This window comes from Saccharothrix sabaoui, from assembly GCF_051756985.1.
Lineage (GTDB): Bacteria > Actinomycetota > Actinomycetes > Mycobacteriales > Pseudonocardiaceae > Actinosynnema.
Map to the genome: position 1 here is coordinate 14244 of NZ_JBPKJK010000068.1, position 22622 is coordinate 36865.

At 73.6% G+C, this 22622-nt stretch carries 17 protein-coding genes and 1 riboswitch; of the genes, 7 read left to right on the plus strand and 10 right to left on the minus strand.

Annotated elements, in window-relative coordinates:
- Window positions 1-42 precede the first annotated feature (42 nt).
- Window positions 43-783: a ZIP family metal transporter gene (locus tag ACR807_RS21690; protein ID WP_438923203.1), complete on the plus strand. Its 741-nt coding sequence runs from the start codon at window positions 43-45 to the stop codon at window positions 781-783.
- A gap of 106 nt (window positions 784-889) precedes the next feature.
- Here the strand turns inward: ACR807_RS21690 and ACR807_RS21695 are convergent, their stop codons facing one another.
- A complete protein-coding gene (locus ACR807_RS21695) occupies window positions 890-2269 on the minus strand; it encodes an FGGY family carbohydrate kinase (protein ID WP_438923204.1) in 1380 nt (459 codons plus the stop codon).
- Window positions 2269-3408, minus strand: coding sequence for a xylose isomerase (gene xylA, locus ACR807_RS21700; RefSeq protein ID WP_438923205.1), 1140 nt, complete (start codon window positions 3406-3408; stop codon window positions 2269-2271). The genes ACR807_RS21695 and xylA overlap by 1 nt, the downstream gene beginning before the upstream one ends.
- A 62-nt stretch (window positions 3409-3470) precedes the next feature.
- Here xylA and ACR807_RS21705 point away from each other — a divergent pair, with 62 nt between their 5' ends.
- Window positions 3471-4658: an ROK family transcriptional regulator gene (locus tag ACR807_RS21705; protein WP_438923206.1), complete on the plus strand. Its 1188-nt coding sequence runs from the start codon at window positions 3471-3473 to the stop codon at window positions 4656-4658.
- Here ACR807_RS21705 and ACR807_RS21710 read toward each other — a convergent pair.
- Complete coding sequence (locus tag ACR807_RS21710) at window positions 4639-5157, minus strand: AAA family ATPase (RefSeq protein ID WP_438923207.1); 519 nt, start codon at window positions 5155-5157, stop codon at window positions 4639-4641. The two genes, ACR807_RS21705 and ACR807_RS21710, sit on opposite strands and share 20 nt — an antisense overlap.
- A 203-nt stretch (window positions 5158-5360) precedes the next feature.
- Here ACR807_RS21710 and ACR807_RS21715 point away from each other — a divergent pair, with 203 nt between their 5' ends.
- On the plus strand, window positions 5361-8105 hold the full coding sequence (locus ACR807_RS21715) for an nSTAND1 domain-containing NTPase (RefSeq protein ID WP_438923208.1): 2745 nt from the start codon (window positions 5361-5363) through the stop codon (window positions 8103-8105).
- Between the two features lie 37 nt (window positions 8106-8142).
- Entirely contained in the window at window positions 8143-8610 is a 468-nt protein-coding gene (locus tag ACR807_RS21720; RefSeq protein WP_438923209.1) for a LapA family protein, read from the plus strand.
- Window positions 8611-9120: 510 nt separating this feature from the next.
- Here ACR807_RS21720 and ACR807_RS21725 read toward each other — a convergent pair.
- The 6 genes from ACR807_RS21725 to cobN form a co-directional block, all read right to left on the minus strand.
- The gene (locus ACR807_RS21725; RefSeq protein WP_438923210.1) at window positions 9121-10152 is read right to left on the minus strand and encodes a LacI family DNA-binding transcriptional regulator; all 1032 of its coding nucleotides are present in this window, start codon (window positions 10150-10152) and stop codon (window positions 9121-9123) included.
- Window positions 10149-11555, minus strand: a complete 1407-nt coding sequence (locus ACR807_RS21730) for a GH1 family beta-glucosidase (protein ID WP_438923227.1) — start codon at window positions 11553-11555, stop codon at window positions 10149-10151. The genes ACR807_RS21725 and ACR807_RS21730 overlap by 4 nt, the downstream gene beginning before the upstream one ends.
- An 11-nt stretch (window positions 11556-11566) precedes the next feature.
- Entirely contained in the window at window positions 11567-12448 is an 882-nt protein-coding gene (locus tag ACR807_RS21735; protein WP_438923211.1) for a carbohydrate ABC transporter permease, read from the minus strand.
- Window positions 12448-13452, minus strand: coding sequence for a carbohydrate ABC transporter permease (locus tag ACR807_RS21740; protein ID WP_438923212.1), 1005 nt, complete (start codon window positions 13450-13452; stop codon window positions 12448-12450). Before ACR807_RS21740 ends, ACR807_RS21735 begins: the two co-directional genes overlap by 1 nt.
- Window positions 13452-14738, minus strand: coding sequence for an ABC transporter substrate-binding protein (locus ACR807_RS21745; protein WP_438923213.1), 1287 nt, complete (start codon window positions 14736-14738; stop codon window positions 13452-13454). Before ACR807_RS21745 ends, ACR807_RS21740 begins: the two co-directional genes overlap by 1 nt.
- Window positions 14739-15068: 330 nt before the next feature.
- The gene (gene cobN, locus ACR807_RS21750; RefSeq protein WP_438923214.1) at window positions 15069-18641 is read right to left on the minus strand and encodes a cobaltochelatase subunit CobN; all 3573 of its coding nucleotides are present in this window, start codon (window positions 18639-18641) and stop codon (window positions 15069-15071) included.
- 35 nt (window positions 18642-18676) lie between these two features.
- Window positions 18677-18811: riboswitch (cobalamin riboswitch) on the minus strand.
- A gap of 8 nt (window positions 18812-18819) precedes the next feature.
- Between cobN and ACR807_RS21755 the strand changes: the two genes are divergently transcribed.
- The 3 genes from ACR807_RS21755 to ACR807_RS21765 are packed head-to-tail and all read left to right on the plus strand — an operon-like array spanning window position 18820 to window position 21922.
- Window positions 18820-19827, plus strand: coding sequence for a ferredoxin-like domain-containing protein (locus ACR807_RS21755; RefSeq protein WP_438923215.1), 1008 nt, complete (start codon window positions 18820-18822; stop codon window positions 19825-19827).
- Window positions 19824-20456: a precorrin-8X methylmutase gene (locus ACR807_RS21760; RefSeq protein ID WP_438923216.1), complete on the plus strand. Its 633-nt coding sequence runs from the start codon at window positions 19824-19826 to the stop codon at window positions 20454-20456. The genes ACR807_RS21755 and ACR807_RS21760 overlap by 4 nt, the downstream gene beginning before the upstream one ends.
- Window positions 20453-21922: a precorrin-2 C(20)-methyltransferase gene (locus ACR807_RS21765; protein ID WP_438923217.1), complete on the plus strand. Its 1470-nt coding sequence runs from the start codon at window positions 20453-20455 to the stop codon at window positions 21920-21922. The genes ACR807_RS21760 and ACR807_RS21765 overlap by 4 nt, the downstream gene beginning before the upstream one ends.
- On the opposite strand, the gene ACR807_RS21770 is transcribed toward ACR807_RS21765, so the two are convergent.
- The gene (locus tag ACR807_RS21770) at window positions 21897-22622 is read right to left on the minus strand and encodes a cobalt-precorrin-6A reductase (RefSeq protein ID WP_438923218.1); all 726 of its coding nucleotides are present in this window, start codon (window positions 22620-22622) and stop codon (window positions 21897-21899) included. The genes ACR807_RS21765 and ACR807_RS21770 overlap by 26 nt on opposite strands.

The window sequence follows — 22622 nt, forward strand, 5'->3', positions numbered from 1 at the left end:
CGGCGAGTACCCGCACGGGCGGGGCGCGACACGGGAGGCCGGGTGTTCGAGGCGGCGGGGTGGGGTCTGCTGGCGGGGTCGGCGCTGCTGCTCGGCGCGCTCGTGGGGTACCTGGTGCGGGTGCCGCGGGGCGTGGTGGCGGCGGTGATGGGGTTCGGCAGCGGCGTGCTGATGTCGGCCGTGTCGTTCGAGCTGATCGACGAGGCGCACCGACAGGGCGGTCTGCTGCCGACGGCGGCGGGGGCCGCGCTGGGCGCGGTGACCTACACCGGGGCGAACGTGCTGCTGGCCCGGCGCGGCGCGCGGCACCGCAAGCGGTCGGGCGACCAGCAGCCGTCGGAGTCGGAGCGGTCGGGCTCGGGCACGGCCATCGCGGTGGGCGCGCTGCTCGACGGCATCCCCGAGTCGGTGGTGATCGGGGTGAGCCTGCTGGCGGGCGGCGGGGTGAGCGCGGTGACCGTGGCCGCGGTGTTCGTCTCCAACGTGCCGGAGGGCCTGTCCTCGGCGGCGGGTATGCGCCGGGCGGGCCGGTCACGCCGGTACGTCTTCGGCCTGTGGACCGGGATCGCCCTGGTCAGCGGCCTGGCGTCGATGCTGGGGCACGGCCTGCCGGCGGACGCGCCGGCGGCGTGGTTGGCCGGGATCACCGCGTTCGCCGGCGGCGCCATCCTGTCGATGGTGGCGGACACGATGATCCCGGAGGCGTTCGAGGACGCCCACCTGCTGATCGGCCTGGTGACCGTGGCGGGGTTCCTGAGCGCGTTCGCCCTGTCCCACGCCTGAGCGGGTCACCGGGCCAGGGGCGGTCGGGCGCGACGGCGCTCGTCGGGGGCGCTTCCGCACCTGCGGGACAGGTGCGGAAGTGCCCCCGACGAGGAACCGGAGGACCTCAGCGGTCCACGGTGAGCTCCCGCGCGGACGCGTAGCGCTCGCGCACGTGCGGGGTCGGGTCGGCCTCCACGGCGGTGGCCGCGAGGTCCGTCCACACCGGGGCCCCGGCCGCGCCGCTCGCCGCCCACGCCGCCTGGCGGGCCGCGCCGTCGGCGACGTACTCGCTCGGCGACGGCACGACGACCGGGCACCCGAACACGGCCGCCGCCACCCGCTGCACGGCGACCGACCGCGCCCCGCCGCCGATGAGCAGCACCCGTTCGACGGGGGTGCCCAGCGCCACGAGGGCGTCGACGGCGTCGGCGAGGCTGCACACGAGGCCCTCGACCGCGGCCCTGGCCAGGTGGGCCGGGGTCATGGTGTCGAGCCGCAGGCCGTGCAGCGCGCCGGTGGAGTCGGGCTTGTTCGGCGTCCGCTCCCCCTCCAGGTAGGGGACGAACGCGAGGCCGTCCGCCCCGGCGGGCGCGGACAGCGCGAGCGCGGACAGCTCGTCCAGGCCCACGCCGAGCACCCGGGCCGTCGCGTCGAGCACCCGCGAGGCGTTGAGCGTGCACACCAGCGGCAGGTGGCCGCCCTCGGCGTCGGCGAACCCGTTGACCGTGCCGGTGCCGTCGACGATCGGCGTGGACGACCGCGCGAACGCGGTGCCGGACGTGCCGATGGACACCACCACGTCACCGGGCCGGGCCTGCACGCCGAGGGCCGCCGCCGCGTTGTCGCCCGCGCCCGCGCCGAACCGGCCGGCGGTCAGCTCGGCCGGGCCCAGCACGCGCGGCACCGAGACCACGCGCCCGAGACCCAGTTCCAGCAGGTCCAGACGGTAGTCCTCAGTGGACGGTGACCAGTAGCCGGTGCCGCTGGCGTCGCTGCGGTCCGTGGTCAGCGCGTCCAGCGAGGACTGCCCCGAGAGCTTCCACGTCAGCCAGTCGTGCGGCAGGCAGACCGCCGCCACGCGGGCGGCGGCCGCCGGCTCGTTCGACGCGAGCCAGCGCAGCTTGGTGACGGTCAGCGAGGCCACCGGCACGCTGCCGACGGCCTTCGCCCACTCGGCCGGGCCGCCCAGCTCGGCGGTCAGGTCGACCGCCGCGCCCGCGGACCGGGTGTCGTTCCACAGCAGCGCCGGGCGGACGACCTCGCCGGCCGCGTCGAGCACGACCATGCCGTGCTGCTGCGCGGCGACCGACACCGCCTCGACGTCGTCGAGGCCGCCCGCCTGCGCGATGGCCGCCTGGAGCGCGTCCCACCACGCGTGCGGGTGCACTTCGGTGCCCGCCGGGTGCGCCGCCCGCCCCTCGCGCACGAGGGCGCCGGTGTCGGCGTCCCGCACCACCACCTTGCACGACTGGGTGGACGAGTCGACGCCCGCGACGAGCGCCATCAGCGCGCGCCCAGCAGGTGTTCGAGCGCGAGCTGGCTGAGCTTCACGAAGCCGAACCCGCGCTGGGCGGCGGCCTCCGGGTCGACGTCGTCGGCCTTGATGAAGTCGGCGACCGACTCGCCCTCGGCGAGGGTCGGCTCGGCCAGCTCGTAGACGCCGCTGTACTTGAGCGCCTCCTGCACCTCGGGGTCGGCGCGGAACGCCGCGGCCCGCTCGCGCAGGATCTTGTAGGTGCGCATGTTGGCGGCGGCCGAGTCCCACACGCCGTCGAGGTCCTCGGTGCGCAGCGGCTTGTAGTCGAAGTGCCGCGGGCCCTCGTAGCCGCCGGTCTCCAGCAGGTCGACGAGGAAGAACGCGGACAGCAGGTCGCCGTGCCCGAACACGAAGTCCTGGTCGTAGCGCGGGCCCTTCTGTCCGTTGAGGTCGATGTGGAACAGCTTGCCCTGCCACAGCGCCTGCGCGATGCCGTGGACGAAGTTCAGGCCCGCCATCTGCTCGTGGCCGACCTCGGGGTTCACGCCGAACAGCTCGTGGTGCTCGAGCTCGTTGATGAACGCGATGGCGTGGCCGATGGTGGGCAGCAGGATGTCGCCGCGGGGCTCGTTGGGCTTGGGCTCCAGGGCGAACTTGAGCCCGTAGCCCTGCTCCTCGGAGTAGGCGGCGATGGTGTCGAGCGCCTCGCGGTAGCGGTCGAGGGCGGCGCGCACGTCCTTGCCCGCGTCGACCTCGGAGCCCTCGCGGCCACCCCACAGCACGATGGTCTCCGCGCCGAGCTCGTGGGCGAGCTCCAGGTTGCGCAGCACCTTGCGCAGCGCGAACCGGCGGACGTTGCGGTCGTTGCTGGTGAAGCCGCCGTCCTTGAACACCGGGTGGGTGAACAGGTCGGTGGTCACCATCGGCACGACCAGGCCGGTCTCGTCCAGGGCCGCCCGGAACGCGGAGACGCGCTTGTCGCGCTCGGCCGCGTCGGCGCCGAACGGGACCAGGTCGTTGTCGTGGAACGTGATGCCCCACGCGCCCAGCTCCGCGAGCTTGCGCACGGCCACCGGCGCGTCGAGCACGGGGCGGCTCGCGAGGCCGAAGGGGTCACGCCCCTGCCAGCCGACCGTCCAGAGACCGAAGCTGAACTTGTCCGACACGAGGACACCTCCAAATAAGTTTGATGCCTAAACTTAACCCACTTCCCGGCTAGTATCCAGTGGTGTCCAGACCGCCAGTGCCCAGACCGCAGCCGGCGAGCCAGCACACCGTGCGCCGGCACAACTCCGCCCTGGTGCTCGACGCCATCGCGGACGCGCCCGGCTCCTCCCGCGCCGCCGTGGCCGCGCGCACCGGCCTGACCAAGGCCACCGTGTCGAGCCTCGTCGACCGGATGATCGGCGCGGACCTGGTGGCCGAGGGCGAGGCGCAGGCCAGGACCGGACCCGGCCGGCGCGGCACCGCCCTGCACCTGTCCCCCACCGGGCCGCACGGCCTGGGCGTCGAGATCGGCGTCGACTACCTCGCCACCTGCCTGGTCGACCTCACCGGCCGGGTGCGCGCCCGCTGGCTGCGGGCCAGCGACAACCGCGACTCCTCCCCCGCCCGGGTGCTGGCCAAGGTCGCCAGCGCGGTGCGCACCGCGCTGGCGGAGGACGTGCCGGTCGGCGGCGTCGGCGTGGCCGTGCCCGGCCTGGTCGAGGTGGCGGGCGGCACGCTGCGCGTCGCGCCGAACCTGGGCTGGCGCGAGGTGGACGTGCGCGGCGAGCTGACCAGGCGGGTCGCCCTGGACGTGCCGGTGCTCGTGGCCAACGAGGCGAACCTGGCCGCGCTCGCCGAGCTGTGGCACGGCGACGTGGCGAACGACTTCGTGCACATCTCCGGCGAGATCGGCATCGGCGCGGGCATCGTGGTCGGCGGCGGGCTGTTCGAGGGCGTGTCCGGGTTCGGCGGCGAGCTGGGGCACCTGTCGGTCGACCCGCGCGGCCCCGAGTGCGGGTGCGGCTCGCGCGGCTGCCTGGAGCGCCTGGCCGGGCAGGACCCGGTCCTGCGCGCGGCGGGCGTCGCGGGCGTGGAGGAGCTGCTGGCGGCGCTCGCCGCGGGCGACCGGGCGGCGACCTCGGCCGTGCGGACCGCGGCGAAGTGGCTGGGCGTGGCGCTCGCGGGCACGGTGAACCTGCTCGACCTGCCGACCGTCGTGCTCGGCGGCACCTACGCGCGGCTGGAGCCGTGGCTGCGCGAGCCGCTGCGCGCCGAGCTGGACCGGCGGGTGGTCAGCGCCGAGTGGTCCCCGGTGCGGGTGGTCGCGTCGTCGCTGGGCGCGGAGGCGGCGGTGCGGGGCGCGGCGGGCAGCGCGGTGCGGGCGATCCTGGCCGACCCGGACCCCTACGTCACGGCCGTGCTGGCGTGAGCGCCGCGAGCAGCGCCCGGTAGGTCCCCTCCACGTCGCCCTCCACCGGCTCGACCACGACGGGCCGGCGGGCGGCGACCACCTCCACCAGCCGGTCGTGGTACCGCGCGAGCACCTCCGGGTCCTCGCGGACGGTGCCGCGCGCGGCGAACCGGCGCAGGGCGTCGTCCTTCGCGACGAACAGCACGACCTCGTGGAACGACGCGCCCACCTCGCCCGCCAGCGCCTCCAGCCGCTCCAGGAACTCCACCCGCCCCAGGAACTGCGGCACCACCACGTCGCGCCCGGAGCGCAGGTGGGTGCGGGCGGCGGCGACCGCGATGTCCCGGGCCGGCGGGCCGGCCTCGGCGGGGTCGCCGCTGATCAGGTCCCGGACCACGTCCACGTCCAGCGCCAGGGCGCCCGGCCGGTCGGCGGTCCAGCGGCGGGCGAGGGTGGACTTGCCGCACCCCGGCGGCCCGTTGAGCACGACCAGGCGGGGCGCGGCGGGGGTGGTCACGACCCGAGGGTAACCGCCGGGATCGGGGTGGCCACCCACTTCCGTCACACCGTGAACACGGGCCGACACGGAGCAGCACCGGGGGGCGGTGCGTTCACCCGGATGCACGCTCCGAAGCGGACCCACCGCCCCGGCGGTTCTGGGAGCCTGGACCGCGCCCCGGACGCCGCCGAGGATCGGGGATACTGGTCAGGGGGTGACCCGTGCCGCGTGGAGAGCGACCGCTGGACGCCGGTGACAGCCCGCTGCTCGCGTTCGCCGCGGACCTGCGCGCGCTGCGCGACCGCGCCGGTGGCCTGAGCTACCGGCAGCTGGGCGCACGCGCCCACTACTCCGCGACGACGCTGTCCGACGCGGCGGGCGGGCGCAAGCTGCCCACCCTCGCCGTGACGCTGGCCTACGTGCGGGCCTGCGACGGCGACGCCGCCGCGTGGGAGGAGCGCTGGCGGCGGGTCGCCGCCGACGTGCTGCCCACCGCCGAGCCCGGCCCCGACGAGGGCCACCCGCCCTACGCGGGGCTCGCCGCCTACGGCACCGAGGACGCCGAGTGGTTCTTCGGCCGCGACCTCGTGCTCGACGACCTGGAGAAGCGCCTCACGCGGCGCCGCTTCGTGGCGGTGTTCGGCGCGTCCGGCGCGGGCAAGTCGTCGCTGCTGCGCGCCGGCCTCGTGCCCCGCTTCACCGGTCGCGCGGCGGTCGTCACGCCCGGCCAGTCCGGCGTGCGGGCGGACGGGCTGGACCTCGACGTCGACCTGCTGATCGTGGACCAGTTCGAGGAGGTGTTCACGCTCTGCCAGGACGCCGCGCAGCGCACCGCGTTCATCGACGCCCTGCTCACCGCCGACTGCACGGTGGTGCTGGGCGTGCGCGCCGACTTCTACGGGCACTGCGCGCAGCACCCGGAGCTGGTGGAGGCGGTGACCGACGGGCAGCTGCTGCTCGGGCCGATGGGCCCGGAGGAGCTGCGCCAGGTGATCATGCAGCCCGCCGTGAAGGCGTCGTGCACGGTGGAGACCGCCCTGGTGTCGCGGCTCGTCGCGGACGCCACCGGGCAGGCGGGCGTGCTGCCGCTGATGTCGCACGCCCTGCTGGAGACGTGGCGGCGGCGGCGCGGCACGACGTTGACCCTGGCGGGCTACGAGGCGGCGGGCGGCGTGCAGCACGCCCTCGCGCAGACCGCCGAGCGCACGTTCACCTCGCTGGACAAGCCCCGGCGCGCGCTCGCCCGGCAGGTCTTCCTGCGGCTCACCGCCCTGGGCGACGGCACCGAGGACACCAAGCGGCGGCTGCCGCGCGCCGAGCTGGACCCCGGCCCGGACGTGGACCTGGTCCTCGACCGCCTCGCGCACGCCCGGCTGCTGACCCTCGACCGGGACGGCGTGGAGATCGCGCACGAGGCGCTGATCCGCTCGTGGCCGAGGCTGCGCGGCTGGCTCGCCGAGGACCGCGACGGCCTGCGCACCATGCGGCAGCTCACCGAGGCCGCCGCCACCTGGGCCTCCCTGGACCGCGACCCGGACGCGCTGTACCGGGGCACGCGGCTGGACACGGCGGTCGAGTGGACGCAGCGCGACGGCGTGTGCACCAGCACCCAGGAACGGGCCTTCCTCGCCGCCGGCCTGGCCGCCCGCGACCGGGAGCGGCTGCTCGCGCAGCGCCGCACGCGCAGGCTGCGGCAGCTCGTGGCGCTGCTGGCCGTGCTGCTGCTGTGCTCGGGCACGGCGGTGTTCTTCGCGATCCGGGCGCAGGACGAGGCCAACGAGGGGTGGCGCTCCTCGGCCGCCTGGTCGGTCTCCAACCAGTCGCAGGCGCTGCGCAGCAGCAAGCCGGGCCTGGCCGACCAGCTCGCCCTCACCGCGTACCACCTCAACCCGACCGCGGCGCTGCGCAACGGCGTGCTGGGCGCCAACGCGGCGAGCGCGCCCGACGTGGTCACCCGCTCGGCGTTCCCGTCCGGCCAGGGCCTCGACCCCGACGGCACGCCGCGGCCGAACGCCCGGGTGCCCGTCCCGGCCGAGGGGAAGTACCGCAGGCTGGCCGCCCGGATGGGGCCGACGGCCGTGGTCACCTCGGTGGTCGTGGACAGCGGCGCGCGGGCGTACGCCACCACCCTGGAGGACCAGGTGGCGCAGGTCTGGGACATCACCGACGCGATCAACCCGGAGGTCCTGCACACCTTCGGCTCCCCGGTGGCGCGCATCGCGTTCGACCCGGTGGGGGCGGACCGGCTGATCACCGCGTCCCCGCTGGCCGAGGTGGCGCTGTGGGAGTGGGTGCCGTCGGCCCCGCCGGGGCAGCGGGCGCGGCAGAAGTCGCGCCTGACGAAGCACGACCGACCGCTGAACGGCCTGGGCTTCAGCCAGGACGGCGGCGTCGCGATCACCTACGACGACGCGGGCGTCATCCGGCTCTACGACCTGGCCGACCCCGCGCAGCCGCAGCGGGTCGTCGAGCTGCGCACCGCCCAGGACGTCACCGCCGTGGCGATGTCCCGGGACCGCGGGACGCTGGCCGCCGGCCTGGCGAACGGGGTGCTCCGGGTCTGGGACATCACCAGTCCGGGCGACCCCCGGAGCCGGCTGTCGCAGAAGGTGCACCCGGACGCGGTCCGCGCGCTGGCCTTCCGCACCGAGGGGCCGCCGGCGCTGGTGACGGTCGGCGAGTACGACCGGGTGACGCTGTGGGACGTGGCCGACTCGGCGGTGCCGCGGGAGCTGGCGTCGATCAGCGGGCGGACCGCCGGCGTCAACGGCGTGTCGTTCGGCGACACCCCCTCGAAGGTGGTCACGTCGAACGACGACGGGACGACCCGGTCGTGGGAGTTCGACTTCACCGTCGCCGTCGCCGCCATCTGCGGGCGGGTGGAGGCGCACGTCTCGCGCGAGGAGTGGTCGCAGTACGTCGAGGCGGTCAGCGGCGCGCTGGACTACCGCCGACCGTGTGAGTGACCGTGCGGGCGGGGGGTGGCGGGCCGATAATCCGGGCGTGACCACCCCACGCGACGACCGCGCAGAGGCACTGCCCACGACCCCGATCCCGGTCGACCCCGCGGTGCCCGCGCCGAGGGACACCCGCGACGCCGTCGTCCGACCGCCGGCCGGCCCGCCCGGGGCACCGGGCACGACCACCGGGGGCACGACCACCCGGGACACGACCCCGCCCGGCACGACCACGCCCCCGTCCGGCACGACCACGCCGGGGAAGATCCGGCCGACCAGGATCAGCGGCACGTGGGTGGCGGTGCTGGCGTCGCTCGTCGTGCTGGTCTTCCTGCTGGTGTTCATCCTCCAGAACCCCGCCCAGTCCACGATCCACTTCCTGGGGGCGTCGGGGACGCTGCCGCTGGGCGTGGCCCTGCTGTTCGGCGCGCTCGCCGGGGCGGTGCTGGTGGGCCTGGTCGGCGCAGCCCGGATCATGCAGCTGCGCCGCCAGGCCAAACGAGGGCTCCGCTAACCGGAGGAACGGGTCCTGCCGCTCGGGGTGGACCCGGTGGGGGTGACGCCGCTGCCCTGCCAGCTCGCCTGGAACCCGAATCCCACCGGGCCACCCGTGGCGGTGGTCCCGTCGCGGCCCTCGTCGCCCGTGGTCACGACGGCGCCGCCCGGCCACCGCCGGGGGTCCGCGCCCGCCCCGCGGGGCGGTGACCCCGGGGGTCCGCGGCGGCCTCGGCCGTCGGTGGTGCGTGTCGGGCTGCCATCGTGCTGCGCTCCTTCGCGCGGGGGTTGGGGGAGGCGGTGGGCGAGAGGAACCGCCTCCCCCTGGCTACCGGTCTCTGGGAGCGCTCCCAGAGCAGTGGGGAGGACGTTAGCCAGGCCGAACGGTGGTCAGCAAGTGGTAACAGCTGGGCCATCCGAGTGATGTTCCGCCCGGTGGGACGATGACCGGTCGATCACCGGGCGGATGCCGCCGAACGCGCGCGGGACCGGCCGGCGAACGACGTCGCCGACCGGTCCCGCGGGGTCCTCACGCGCTGGCGCGCTGCACGATCGAGGTGGGCAGGAGCAGGAAGGGCGGCAGGTTCTCCTCCCCCGCCAGCTCCGCCATGAGCCGCCACGTCATCGTCCGGCCCAGCTGCTCCACGTCCTGGCGGATCGTGGTCAGCGCGGGCACGGCGGTGGCGGCGATCATCAGGTCGTCGAACCCGACCACGGCCACGTCCTCGGGAACCCTCTTCCCGTGGGCGTGCAGGGTCTGGAGCGCGCCCAGCGCCATGATGTCGGCCCCGACGAACACCGCGTCGAGCGACGGGTCCCGCTTGAGCAGATCGGCCATGGCGACCGCGCCGCTCTCCGGGGTGAAGTCCCCGTAGGCGACCAGGTCGGTCTCCATCCGGGCCTGGCTCAGGCCGCGCTTCCAGCCCGACAGGCGGTCCATGCCCACCGCCATGTCCCGGGTGCCCGCGATCGTGGCGATGCGCTTGCGCCCCAGGGAGACCAGGTAGCGGGCCGCTTCCATGGCCCCGTTGAAGTTGTCCGAGTCGACGTAGGGCACCCCGCCCGCGCCGAGGGGCCTGCCGCCGACGACGGTCGGCAGGCCCGCGTCGGCGAGCGTGCGGGGCAGCGGGTCCTGGCCGTGCAGGCTGAGCACCAGCACGCCGTCCACGTGGCCACCGCAGAGGTAGTTCACCAGGTCCTGCTCGTCGCCTTCCTTGCTCATCATCAGGACGAGCTGGACGCGCTTGCCGGCCAGTTCCGCGTGCACACCGCGGAGCACGCCCGCGAAGAACGGGTCGGCGAGCACCCTGCTGCCCTGTTCCGAGACGACCACGGCGATGCAGTTCGCGCGGCTGCCCGCGAGGGTCCGGGCCGCCTGGTTCGGGCTGTACCCGAGCTTGCCGATGGCCAGGTGGACGGCCTCGCGCGCCTTCGAGCTCACGTACGGCTCGCCGTTGATCACCCGGGAGACGGTCGACTTGGACACCCCGGCGGCGCGAGCGACCTCCTCCAGCCGGGTGTTGGGTCGTCGCGCCTTGGGTGGGTCAACGGCATCCGTCACGGAGCGACCGTCGCCGCGAGAGCGTTGCCGCGGGCAACCTGCGAGTACCACATGGCGCTCATCTTAGGCGTCCGCACCTGGGTCTCGTAGTCGACATGCACGATCCCGAACCGCTTGGCGTACCCCTCGGCCCACTCGAAGTTGTCCATCAGCGACCACGCGAAGTAGCCGCGCAGGTCCACACCCGCCTGGATGGCCGCGTGCGCCGCCCGGAGGTGGCCGTCGATGTAGTCGCGGCGCTCGTGGTCGTTGATCGACCCGTCGTCCTCGATCGAGTCCTGGTACGCGGCACCGTTCTCGGTCACGTACAGCGGGATGCTCGGGTAGTCCTCGTGCACCCGCTTGAGCACCTTGAACAGGCCGTCGGGCTCGACCTCCCAGTCCATGTCGGTGCGCGGCAGTCCCCGGCTGGGGAACGTGACGTGCTCCGCGCCGACCCAGGGTGACCCGGTCGGGCGACGGCCGTTGGTCTGGACCGGTGCCGCCGGCTCCTCCGCCGGGGTGCCGCTGACGAAGTGCTCGGCGTAGTAGTTCACGCCCAGCTGGTCCAGCGGCGCGGAGATGATCTCCAGGTCGTTCTCGCGGATGTGCTTCGAGAAGCCGTACGGCTCCAGGTCCGCCACGATGTCCGCCGGGTACTCGCCCTTGAACAGCGGGTCGAGGAAGATCCGGTTCTGGAGGCCGTCGAGGCGGCGGGCGGCGTCGAGGTCGGCGTCGTCGTCCGGGTCCGCCGGGATGATCGGGTACATGTTGAGCGTGATGCCGACCTTGGCGTTCGGCGCCTGCTCGCGGATGGCCGCGGTGGCCAGGCCGTGCGCCAGCAGCAGGTGGTGCACGGCGGCCACGGCGGCCTCCGGCTCCTGGCGGCCCGGCGCGTGCACGCCGGCGGCGTAGCTGAGCAGCGACGAGCACCACGGCTCGTTGAGCGTGGTCCAGTTGACCACCCGGTCGCCGAGGGCGCCGACGACCGACTCGGCGTACTCCGCGAAGCGGTACGCGGTGTCGCGGTTGGCCCAGCCGCCCGCGTCCTCCAGGGTCTGCGGCAGGTCCCAGTGGTACAGGGTCAGCCAGGGCGCGATGCCCGCTTCGAGCAGCTTGTCCACCAGGCGCGAGTAGAAGTCCAGGCCGGCCTGGTTGACGGGGCCGGCGTCGGGCCGCACCCGCGGCCACGCCGTGGAGAAGCGGTACGCCTGGAGGCCGAGGTCGACCATCAGCTGGACGTCCTCGTCCACGCGGTTGTAGTGGTCGGCGGCGGGATCACCGGTGTCGCCGCCGACGACCGCACCGGGCGTCTTGCAGAACGTGTCCCAGATGGACGCGGTGCGACCGTCCGCGGTGGTCGCGCCTTCGATCTGGAACGCCGCGGTCGCGGCGCCCCACACGAATCCCTCGGGAAAGGAAATCGACTCCACAGCTACCCCTTCACAGCACCCTGCATGATCCCGGCGACGATCTGCCGACCGAGTACGAGGAACACGATCAAGACCGGGACCGTGGCCATGGTGGTCCCGGCGAGCACGAGCGAGTTGTCGACGTAGTAGCCGCTCTGGAGCTTCTCCAGGGCGACCTGCATCGTCGGGTTCTCCGCGTTGAGCACGATCAGCGGCCAGAGGAAGTCGTTCCACGACGTCATGAACGTGAAGACGCCGAGCATGGCCGCCGCCGGGCGGACGGCGGGAAGGCACACGTGCCAGAACGTGCGGATCATGCTGCACCCGTCCATGCGGGCCGCCTCGATCAGCTCGTCGGGCACGGCGTCGGCGATGTACTGGCGCATCCAGAACACGCCGAACGCGGTCACCAGGTTGGGGACGATGACCGCGCCGAGGGTGCCGGACCAGCCGAACTCCGCCATCGCCATGTACAGCGGGATGATGCCGAGCTGCGTGGGCACCGCGAGGGTGGCCACCACGAAGACCATCAGCGGTCCCCGGCCCTTGAAGCGCAGCTTGGCGAACGCGAAGCCGGCCAGGGTGGAGAGGACGACCACCGACAGGGTCACCGTGCCGGACACCAGGACGCTGTTGCCCAGGGCCTTCCAGAACGGGATCGAGTCGAGCACCCGGCTCGCGTTCGAGAAGAACTGGCCGCCGGGCAGCAGGCTCGGCGTCGCGGTGAACTCCGCGTCGTCGTGGCTGGCGACCAGGAACGACCAGTAGAACGGGAACGCCGAGCCGAGGATGAACGCGATCAGGATGCCGTAGACGGTGAAGCTCGGTCGCTGCTCGGCGAGGTTCACCACCTTCTTGAACCGTCGCGGCTTGACCGCGTCGCGGCGGTCGAGGACGGTGGTCATCACGCCTCCCCACTGGACGCGAGCCGGCGGGTGAGCAGGAAGTTGATGCCCGCGATCGCGATGATGACGACGAACAGGACCCAGGCCATCGCGGAGGCGTAACCGAGGTCGAAGCTCTGGAAACCGGACTGGTACATGTAGAGCACGACCGTCTGGTACTGGTTGGTCGCACCGCCGTTGCTGCTGCCCGCGGGGGCGAACAGCTTGGGCTCGGTGAAGATCTGGAGACCGCCGATGGTCGAGGTGACGACCACGAAGATCAGCGTCGGGCGCAGCAGCGGCAGCGTGATGCTGAAGAACTGGCGCACCTTGCTCGCGCCGTCCACCCAGGCCGCCTCGTACACGTCGCGCGGGATCGCCTGCATGGCGGCCAGCACGATGAGGGCGTTGTAGCCGGTCCAGCGCCAGTTCACCATCGTGGCGATGGCCGCGTGGCTCCACCAGCGCTCGGACTGCCAGTCGATGCGGTCGATGCCGAACAGCTCCAGCGTGTCGTTGACCAGGCCGTACTGCGGGCCGAACAGGTCGCCGAAGATGATCGTCAGGGCCACGAGGCTGGCCACGTAGGGCAGCAGCACGCCCATCCGCCACGCGGTCCGCGCGCGCAGCGCGGTGTTGAGCAGCACGGCCAGCATCACGGCGATGATCAGCTGGGGCACGGTGGACATCGCGAAGATGCTCAGCGTGTTGACCATCGCGTTCCAGAACTGCGAGTCCGCGAGCAGCGTCGTGTAGTTCTCGACCCCCACGAACGGCTGTTCGTCGGCACCCAGTTCCCACTTGAACAGCGACACGTAGGCCGTGTACAGGAGCGGGAAGAGGCCGACGACGGCGAAGAGGACGAAGAACGGGGCGATGTAGAGGTACGGGGAGACCTTCACGTCCAGGTTGGTGAGCCGGTGGCGCAGGCTCAGCTTCCCGGGCGGGGTGTCATCGTTGTCGGCACGCCGCGGCGGGCGGGGCTCGGCGCCCCGCCCGCGCGTGACCGTGAGTTCGGTCGTCATTACTTGGCAGCCTTCTTGGCTCCCTCGACAGCCTGCTTCCACCCGTCCTCGGCGGAGGCGCCCTGCTCCACGGCCTGGAGGGCCGGCGCGATCACGTTGTCCTGGATCTCACCGTCCTGCGGGCCCTTGTACTGGGCGCCGGCGACCTTGTTGGCCTGCTCGGAGAACAGCAGGCCGACCTTCTCGCCGCCGAAGTAGTCGCTGGTCTTGTTCAGCAGCTCGGGCGAGATCAGGGCCTGGGTCTGGCTCGGGAACGTGCCCTTGGCGACGAACGCCTTGATCTGCTGCTCGGGCGCGGTCAGCCACGCGGCGAGCTTGACGGCCTCGGCCTTGCTCTTGCCCTGCTTGGGGATGGTCAGGTACGAGCCGCCCCAGTTGCCGCCGCCGCCGGGGAAGGCGGCCGTGACGGCCCACTTGCCCTTGTGGTCCGGACCGGCGTTGCCCTCGATGACGCCCAGCATCCAGGACGGGCAGGTCTTCGTGGCGAACGCGGACTCCTTGAAGCCGGTCTGCCACTCCTTGCTCCACGCGACGAGCTTCGCCGACTGGCCGCGCGACACCGCGCCGGTGACCTGCTCCCAGATCTTCTTGTCGTCGTTGGTCTCGATCGCGAGCTTGTCGTCGCGGTCGAAGTAGCCCGTCTTGGCCTGGTTGTGCATCGGGTTGAAGATCTGGGCGGCCGAGTCGAACCACGGCTTGCCGGTCTTCTGCACGTAGGTGTCGCCGGCCTGGAAGTACGAGTCCCAGGTCGCGAACAGGGACTTGACGCCCTCGGGGTCGGACGGCAGGCCGGCCGCGTCCAGCATGTCCTTGCGGTAGCACATGGCCAGCGGGCCGATGTCGGTGCCGTAGCCGATGAGCTTGCCGTCCTTGGTGGTGACGGCGTCGACCTTCCACTGCAGCCAGCGGTCGTCGCGGACCTCGGCCGGGCCGATCTCCTTCAGGTTCTCGAACTGGCCGGACTTGGCCATGACCTGGCTGAGGTAGCCCTCCTCCACGGCCTCGATGTCGGCGAGACCGGAACCCGCGCCCAGCTTGGTGAACAGGTTCTGGTGGTGCGGCGCGCCCTGGCCGGTCTTGCGGTGGGTGATCTTGACGTTCGGGTTGGCGGCCTCGTACTCCTTGAAGAGGTCCTCGTAGCCGAACTCGTTGAACGTGGCGACGGTCAGCTCCGTCTTGCCGTCCGCGGTGGTGCCGGACCCGCCCGACCCGCAGGCCGTGGCAGCTGCGGCGAGCACTGCGGTGCAGGCGAGGACCTTGGCCAAGCCCGCTCTGCGGTAGCGCACGAGAACTCCTCAGGTGATCGGCGGTGAACGTTCTGGGAGCGCTCCCAGGTTTCGAGGAGTGTGGTTCGCGCCACGAAGTCGTGTCAAGCTCTCGTGTCCGCGCTGTTACACACTTTGCGACATTTGCGCGGCTGGACCGATTCTGGTAGCGGTGCGCACTGTGGTCCGTTCGGGCACAGTGCGTCGACCATACGGGTACACAGCGTTCACCTGACGGCACCGGCGTGTCTCGACCGGCCGATCCGCGAATTGACGCACCCCTACAAGGGAAAAGCGGCGCGCACTCCCCGCCGGGGAATGCGCGCCGCTTTTCCGGCTCACCGGGTCCGGCTAGTCGCCGCCCTCCAGTTCGCCCTCCGTTTCCAGGTAAACGGCTTGCAGGGCGTCGAGGGTCGCCCGCTCGGGGTGTTCCCACAGGCCGCGCTCGGCCGCTTCGAGCAGGCGTTCCGAGATCCCGTGCAGCGCCCACGGGTTCGACTTCTCCAGGAACTCCCGGTTTTCCGGGTCGAGCACGTAGCTGGCCGCCAGTTGTTCGTACATCCAGTCCGCGACCACCCCCGTGGTGGCGTCGTAGCCGAACAGGTAATCGACCGTGGCGGCCAATTCGAACGCACCCTTGTAACCGTGCTTGCGCATTGCCGCGAGCCAGCGGGGGTTGACCACGCGCGCCCGGAAGATCCGGTGGGTCTCCTCGTGCAGCGTCCTGGTCCGCACCGCCTCGGGCCGGGTGCTGTCGCCGACGTACGCCTTGGGGGCCGTGCCGGTGAGCGCGCGGACCGTCGCGACCATGCCGCCGTGGTACTGGAAGTAGTCGTCGGAGTCGGCGATGTCGTGCTCGCGGGTGTCGATGTTCTTCGCGGCCACGGCGATGCGCTTGTAGGCGCTCTCCATGTCCTTGCGCGCCTCCACGCCCTCCAGCTCGCGGCCGTAGGCGTACCCGCCCCACACCGCGTAGACCTCGGCCAGGTCCGCGTCGTCGCGCCAGTTCCGGCTGTCGATGAGCGGCAGCAGGCCCGCCCCGTACGCGCCGGGCTTGCTGCCGAAGATGCGCATCGTGGCGCGGCGCGGGTCCTGGTGCTCGGCCAGGTCCGCCCGGGCGTGGGCGCGGACGAAGTTGTCCCCGTCCGGCTCGTCCAGGTCGGCCACCAGCCGCACGGCGTCGTCCAGCAGGGTGACCACGTGCGGGAAGGCGTCGCGGAAGAACCCGCTGATGCGGACCGTCACGTCGATGCGCGGGCGGCCCAGCTCGGCCAGGGGGATCGCCTCCAGGCCGGTGACGCGGCGGGACTGGTCGTCCCACACCGGGCGGACACCCATCAGGGCGAGCACCTCGGCGATGTCGTCACCCGCCGTGCGCATCGCGCTCGTGCCCCACACGGACAGCCCGACCGACGGCGGCCACTCCCCCGTGTCGGCGCGGTAGCGCTCCAGCAGCGAGTCCGCCATGGCCTGCCCGGTCTCCCACGCCAGCCGCGACGGCACCGCCTTGGGGTCGACGGAGTAGAAGTTGCGGCCCGTCGGCAGGACGTTGACCAGGCCGCGCAGCGGCGACCCGCTCGGACCGGCGGGCACGTAGCCGCCGGCCAGGGCGTGCAGCACGTGGGTCATCTCGTCGGTGGTGCGGGCCAGCCGGGGCACGACCTCGTGCGCGGCGAACTCCAGCACGCGCGCCACGTCCTCCACGTCGGTGAGGGTCCGGGCGGCGGCCGGGTCCCAGCCCGCCTCCTCCATGCCCAGCACCAGCGCCCGCGCCTCGGCCTCCACCCGGTCGGTGCTCGTGCGCGTGGTGTCGGCCAGCCCCAGCGCCTCGCGCAGGCCGGGCAGCGCCGCGACCCGACCGGCCCACATCTGCCGGGCCTGGAGGATCGCCAGCACCAGGTTGACCCGGGCCTCGCCGGTCGGGGCCTGCCCGAGCACGTGCAGGCCGTCGCGGATCTGCACGTCCTTGACCTCGCACAGCCAGCCGTCGACGTGCAGGATCAGGTCGTCGAAGCCCTCGTCGGCCGGGCGCTCGGCGACGCCCAGGTCGTGGTCGAGCTTCGCGGCCTGGATGAGGGTCCAGATCTGCGCGCGGATCGCGGGCAGCTTCGCCGGGTCCATCGCGGCGATCGTGCCGTGCTCGTCGAGCAGCTGCTCCAACCTGGCGATGTCGCCGTAGCTGTCGGCGCGGGTCATCGGCGGCACGAGGTGGTCGACCAGGGTGGCGTGCGCGCGGCGCTTGGCCTGGGTGCCCTCGCCCGGGTCGTTGACCAGGAACGGGTAGACCAGCGGCAGGTCGCCGAGCGCGGCGTCCGGGCCGCAGCCCGCGGACATGCCGACGGTCTTGCCGGGCAGCCACTCCAGGTTGCCGTGCTTGCCGACGTGCACGACGGCGTCCGCCCGGAACTCGGACTCCAGCCAGCGGTAGGCGGCCAGGTAGTGGTGGCTGGGCGGCAGGTCCGGGTCGTGGTAGATCGCGATGGGGTTCTCGCCGAACCCGCGCGGCGGCTGGACCATCACCACGACGTTGCCGGAGCGCAGGGCGGCCAGCACGACCTCGCCGTCGGGGTCCTTCGAGCGGTCCACGAACAGCGTGCCGGGCGCCTGCCCCCAGTGCGCCTCCATGCCCGCGCGGGCGTCCTCGGGCAGGGTGGCGTACCACTCGCGGTAGCGGGCGGCGGGCAGCCGCACCGGGTTGCCCTGGACCTGCTCCTCGGTCAACCAGTCCGCGTCCTGCCCGCCGGCCGCGATGAGGGCGTGGATGAGCGCGTCGCCGTCGAGGTCGTCCACGCCGGGCAGCTCGTCGCCGATGTCGTACCCGGCCGCGCGCAGCTCCTGGAGCAGCCGCACGACGCTCGCCGGGGTGTCGAGGCCGACGGCGTTGCCGATGCGGGAGTGCTTGGTGGGGTAGGCCGACAGCATGATCGCGATCCGCTTGTCGGCGTTGGGGACGTGCCGCAGCTTCCCGTGCCGCACGGCGATGCCCGCGACGCGCGCGGCCCGCTCCTCGTCGGCCACGTACACGGTCAGGCCGTCCTCGTCGACCTCCTTGAAGGAGAACGGGACGGTGATGATCCGGCCGTCGAACTCGGGGATCGCCACCTGCGTGGCGGTGTCCAGCGGGGAGAGGCCGTCGTCGTTGTCGTCCCACTGCGCGCGGCTGGAGGTGAGGCAGAGCCCCTGGAGGATCGGCACGTCCAGCGCGGCGAGCGCGCCCACGTCCCACGCGTCGTCGTCACCGCCGGCGGACGCGGCGGCGGGCTTCGTGCCGCCCGCGGCGAGGACGGTGACCACGAGCGCGTCCGCCTTGCCCAGCTCGGCGAGCAGCCCCGGTTCGGCGGCGCGCAGCGAGGCGCAGAAGATCGGCAGCGGCCGGCCGCCCTTCGCCTCGACCGCGTCGCACAGGGCGTGCACGAACGCGGTGTTCCCGGCGACGTGGTGGGCCCGGTAGTACAGGACCGCGACGGTCGGGCCGTCGTTCGCGGGCCCCGCGGGCTCCGGCCGCTCCAGGACGCCCCAGTTCGGCGCGGGCGCGGGCGGCTCGAAGCCGTGGCCGGTGAGCAGGACCGTGTCGGACAGGAAGCGGTGCAGCTCGGCGAGGTTCGCCGGGCCGCCGTGCGCCAGGTACGCGTGGGCCTCGGCGCACACGCCGCCGGGCACCGTGGACAGCTCCATCAGCGGCGCGTCGGGGTTCTGCTCGCCGCCGAGCACGACGACGGGGCGCGGGCCCGCGAGGAGGTGGTCGAGCCCTTCCTCCCACATCCGGCGACCGCCGAGGATGCGCACGACCACCAGGTCGACCCCCTCGACCAGCGCCGGGAGGTCGGCCGCGGCGGTGCGGGAGGGGTTGGCCAGGCGGTAGTCCGCGCCGCTCGCGCGGGCGGACAGCAGGTCCGTGTCGGAGGTCGACAGCAGCAGGATCACGTGCGGGCTCCATCCCTCGGGGGTCCTCGCCCCAGGTCGTGGGGGACGGCTGGGCGGAGTTCCTGACTCCCGGGCGCTCACCCGGTCACAGTGGCGGGACCGCGCCGGATTCGCACCGGCTTCCTCCTGTTGCTTCGCCGTTCGGGGCCACCCTAACCCGGCGGTTAGCATCCATCCCATGTCCTCCGATCGGGAACGCCCGGACGCCTGCCCCGGGGCCGTCGACGTGCACGTCGCGGCCGACGGCGGGCTGGCGCGCGTGCGGGTGCCCGGCGGGACGCTGGACGCCCGGCGGTTCGACGTGGTGCGCGCGGCGGCGCTGGAGCTGGGCGACGGGTTCCTGGAGCTGACGTCGCGGGCGAACGTGCAGATCAGGGGCCTGGCGCCGGGGGCGGAGCACGAGCTGGGGGCGCGCCTGCGGGAAGCCGGCCTGCTGCCCTCGGCGACCCACGAGCGGATGCGCAACATCGTCGCCGCGCCGCTGGAGGACAACCAGGACCTGGTGGACGCGCTCGACGCCGCGCTGCTGGCCGAACCGTCGCTGGCCGACCTGCCGGGCCGGTTCCTGGTCACGGTGGGTCACGCGGTGAGCGGGCTTTCGGGTGACATCGGCCTGGTCGGTGACGCGTTGTTCCTGGCGGGGCGTGATTCCGGGCTTCGGGTGACCGATCCGGTGGGCGCCGTGGTGCGCGCGGCTCGGCTGTTCGGGGAACTGCGCGGGACCGCCTGGCGGCTGTCCGAAGTGGACGGCGGTGTGCGGAAGATCACGGAGGCGCTGGGCGTCCCGGTGGCCGACCGCCTCGACCCCGCTGTGATCCCCGCGACACCGGGTCCGGTCGGGGACGTCGTGGTCGCGGGCGTCCCGCTGGGCCGGCTCGACGCCCGCCTGCTGGCCGGCACGCCGGTGCGGCTGACGCCGTGGCGCGGCCTGGTCCTCCCGGCCGGCAGCGACGCGGGCGGCCTGTTCACCTCCCCCGACTCGCCGTGGCACGGGGTGAGCGCGTGCACCGGCCGGCCGGGGTGCGCGAAGTCGTTGGCCGACGTGCGCGCGGACGTCGCGCGCTGGATCGGCACCCCGCACGCGGGGCGCGTGCACTGGTCCGGCTGCGCGCGCAGGTGCGGGCGGCCGGCCGGTGGCGCGGTGGAGTTCGTCGCGACCGGCGACGGGTACGAGGAGATCAGGTGACCGAGCAGGACTACGTCAAGGACGGGCCGGAGATCTACCGCCGCTCGTTCGCCACCATCCGCGCCGAGGCGGACCTGACCCGGTTCCCCGACGACGTCGCGCGCGTCGTGGTGCGGATGATCCACGCCTGCGGCATGGTCGACCTGGTCGACGACGTCGCGTTCTCGCCGCACGTGGTGCGCGACGCCCGCGAGGCGCTGCTGGCGGGCGCGCCGGTCCTGTGCGACGCGCAGATGGTCGCGGCGGGCGTGACGCGCAAGCGCCTGCCCGCGGGCAACGAGGTGCTGTGCACGCTGAACGACCCGCGCGTGCCGGAGCTGGCCGACGAGCTGGGCAACACCCGCAGCGCCGCCGCCCTGGAGCTGTGGGGCGACCGGCTGGACGGCGCGGTGGTCGCCATCGGCAACGCGCCGACCGCGCTGTTCCACCTGCTCGACCTGATCGCCGCGGGCGCGCCGAAACCGGCCGCCGTGCTGGGCGTGCCGGTCGGGTTCATCGGGGCGGCCGAGTCGAAGGACGCGCTGGTGGCCAACGACCTCGGCCTGGAGCACCTGGTCGTGCGCGGGCGGCGCGGCGGCAGCGCCATGACGGCCGCGGCGGTCAACGCGATCGCGAGCGAGGACGAATGACGGGCAGGCTGTACGGCGTCGGCGTGGGTCCGGGCGACCCGGAGCTGGTGACGGTGAAGGCGGCGCGGCTCATCCGCGAGGCCGACGTGGTGGTGTTCCACAGCGCGCGGCACGGGCGCAGCGTGGCGCGGCGGATCGCCGAGCCCTACCTGCGGGAGGGCCAGGTCGAGGAGCAGCTCGTCTACCCGGTGACCACCGAGGACTCCGACGACTACCAGGGCGAGATCGACGGGTTCTACGAGGAGTGCGCGGAACGGCTCGCGAAGCACCTCGACGCGGGGCTCGACGTGGTCGTGCTGGCGGCGGGCGACCCGTTCTTCTACGGCTCGTACATGCACCTGCACAAGCGCCTGGCGCACCGGTACCCGGCCGAGGTGGTGCCGGGCGTGACGTCGGTGAGCGCGGGCGCGGCGGTGATCGGCCGGCCGCTGGTGGAGCGGGACGAGGTGCTGACCGTGCTGCCGGGCACGCTGCCCACCGACGCGCTGGTCGAGCACCTGTCGGGCGGCGACCCGGTGGCGATCATGAAGCTGGGGCGGACCTTCCCGCACGTGCGGGCGGCGCTGGAGAAGGCCGGTCGGCTCGACGAGGCGTGGTACGTGGAGCGGGCCACCACCGGCGGCCAGCGCACCGCGCCGCTGTCCGAAGTGGACCCGGACACGGTGCCGTACTTCTCGTTGGCGCTGCTGCCCTCCGGGGACCGGCGGCGGGCGTCGGTCTCGGCGTCGGGCGTCGGCGAGGTGGTCGTGGTGGGCCTCGGCCCGGCCGGGCCGGAGTGGCTGACGCCGGAGGCGCGCCGGGCGCTGGTGGGGGCGGACGACCTGGTCGGCTACGTGACGTACCTGAACCGGGTGAACGCCTCGCCGCGGCAGCGCGTGCACGCCTCGGACAACAAGGTGGAGTCCGAGCGGGCGGCGTTCGCGCTGGACCTCGCCAAGCGGGGCCGGCGGGTCGCCGTGGTGTCCTCGGGCGACCCCGGCGTGTTCGCGATGGCCAGCGCGGTGCTGGAGGTCGCGGCGGAGGAGCAGTTCGCGGACGTGCCGGTGCGCGTGCTGCCGGGGCTGACCGCGGCGCACGCGGTGGCCAGCCGGGTGGGCGCGCCGCTGGGGCACGACTACTGCGTGGTGTCGCTGTCGGACCGGCTCAAGCCGTGGGAGGTGATCGCCGGCCGGCTGGAGGCCGCGGCGGCGGCGGACCTCGTGCTGGCGATCTACAACCCGGCCTCGCGCAGCCGCACGTGGCAGGTGGAGGCGGCGCGGGACCTGCTGCTGCGCCACCGCTCGCCGGACACCCCGGTGGTGGTGGGCCGCGACGTCGGCGGACCGGAGGAGGACGTGCGGGTGCTGCGGCTGGCCGACCTCGACCCGTCCACCGTGGACATGCGGTGCCTGCTGCTGGTCGGGTCGACGCAGACGACGCTCACCCACCGCGGCACGGTGTTCACCCCGCGCCGCTACCCCGGGTGAGGACGCCACCGCGGGCGAGCCAGTCGAGCGCCTCGGCGACGGTGGCCACGTGCGGCGCGTCCGGCGCGGGCGGGCGGCGCACCACGACGACCGGCAGGCCCAGGTGAGCGGCGGCCTCCAGCTTGGCCGCCGTCATCGGCCCGCCGCTGTCCTTGGTGACGAGCACGTCCACGCCGTGCGCGCGCATCAGCGCCAGCTCGTCGTCCACCGCGTACGGACCGCGGTCGAGCAGGACGGTGACGCCGGGGACCGGCGGGTCGGGCGGGTCGACGGTGCGCGCCACGCCGCCGCGGAAGTGCGCCAGCTCCTGCCGCCCGGTGGTGATGAACGGCGTGCGGCCGGCGACGCGCTCGGCGGCCTCGGCGACGCTGCCCACGTACTCCCAGCCGGGGCGCGGCGGCCAGCCGGGGCGGCGCAGCACGAGGAACGGCGTGCCGGTGGCCGTCGTCGCGGCGAGGGCGTTGGCCGTGATGCGGTCGGCGAACGGGTGGGTGGCGTCCACGACGGCGTCGACGCGCTCGGCGCGCAGGTGGGCGACCAGCCCGTCGACGCCGCCGAACCCGCCGATCCGCACCTCGCCCTCGGGCAGCTTCGGGTCGCGCACCCGGCCGGCGAGCGAGGAGATCACCCTCGTGCCGGTGAGGGCGGCGGCGAGCGCGCGGGACTCCCCCGTGCCCCCCAGCACCAGCACCGTTCCCAT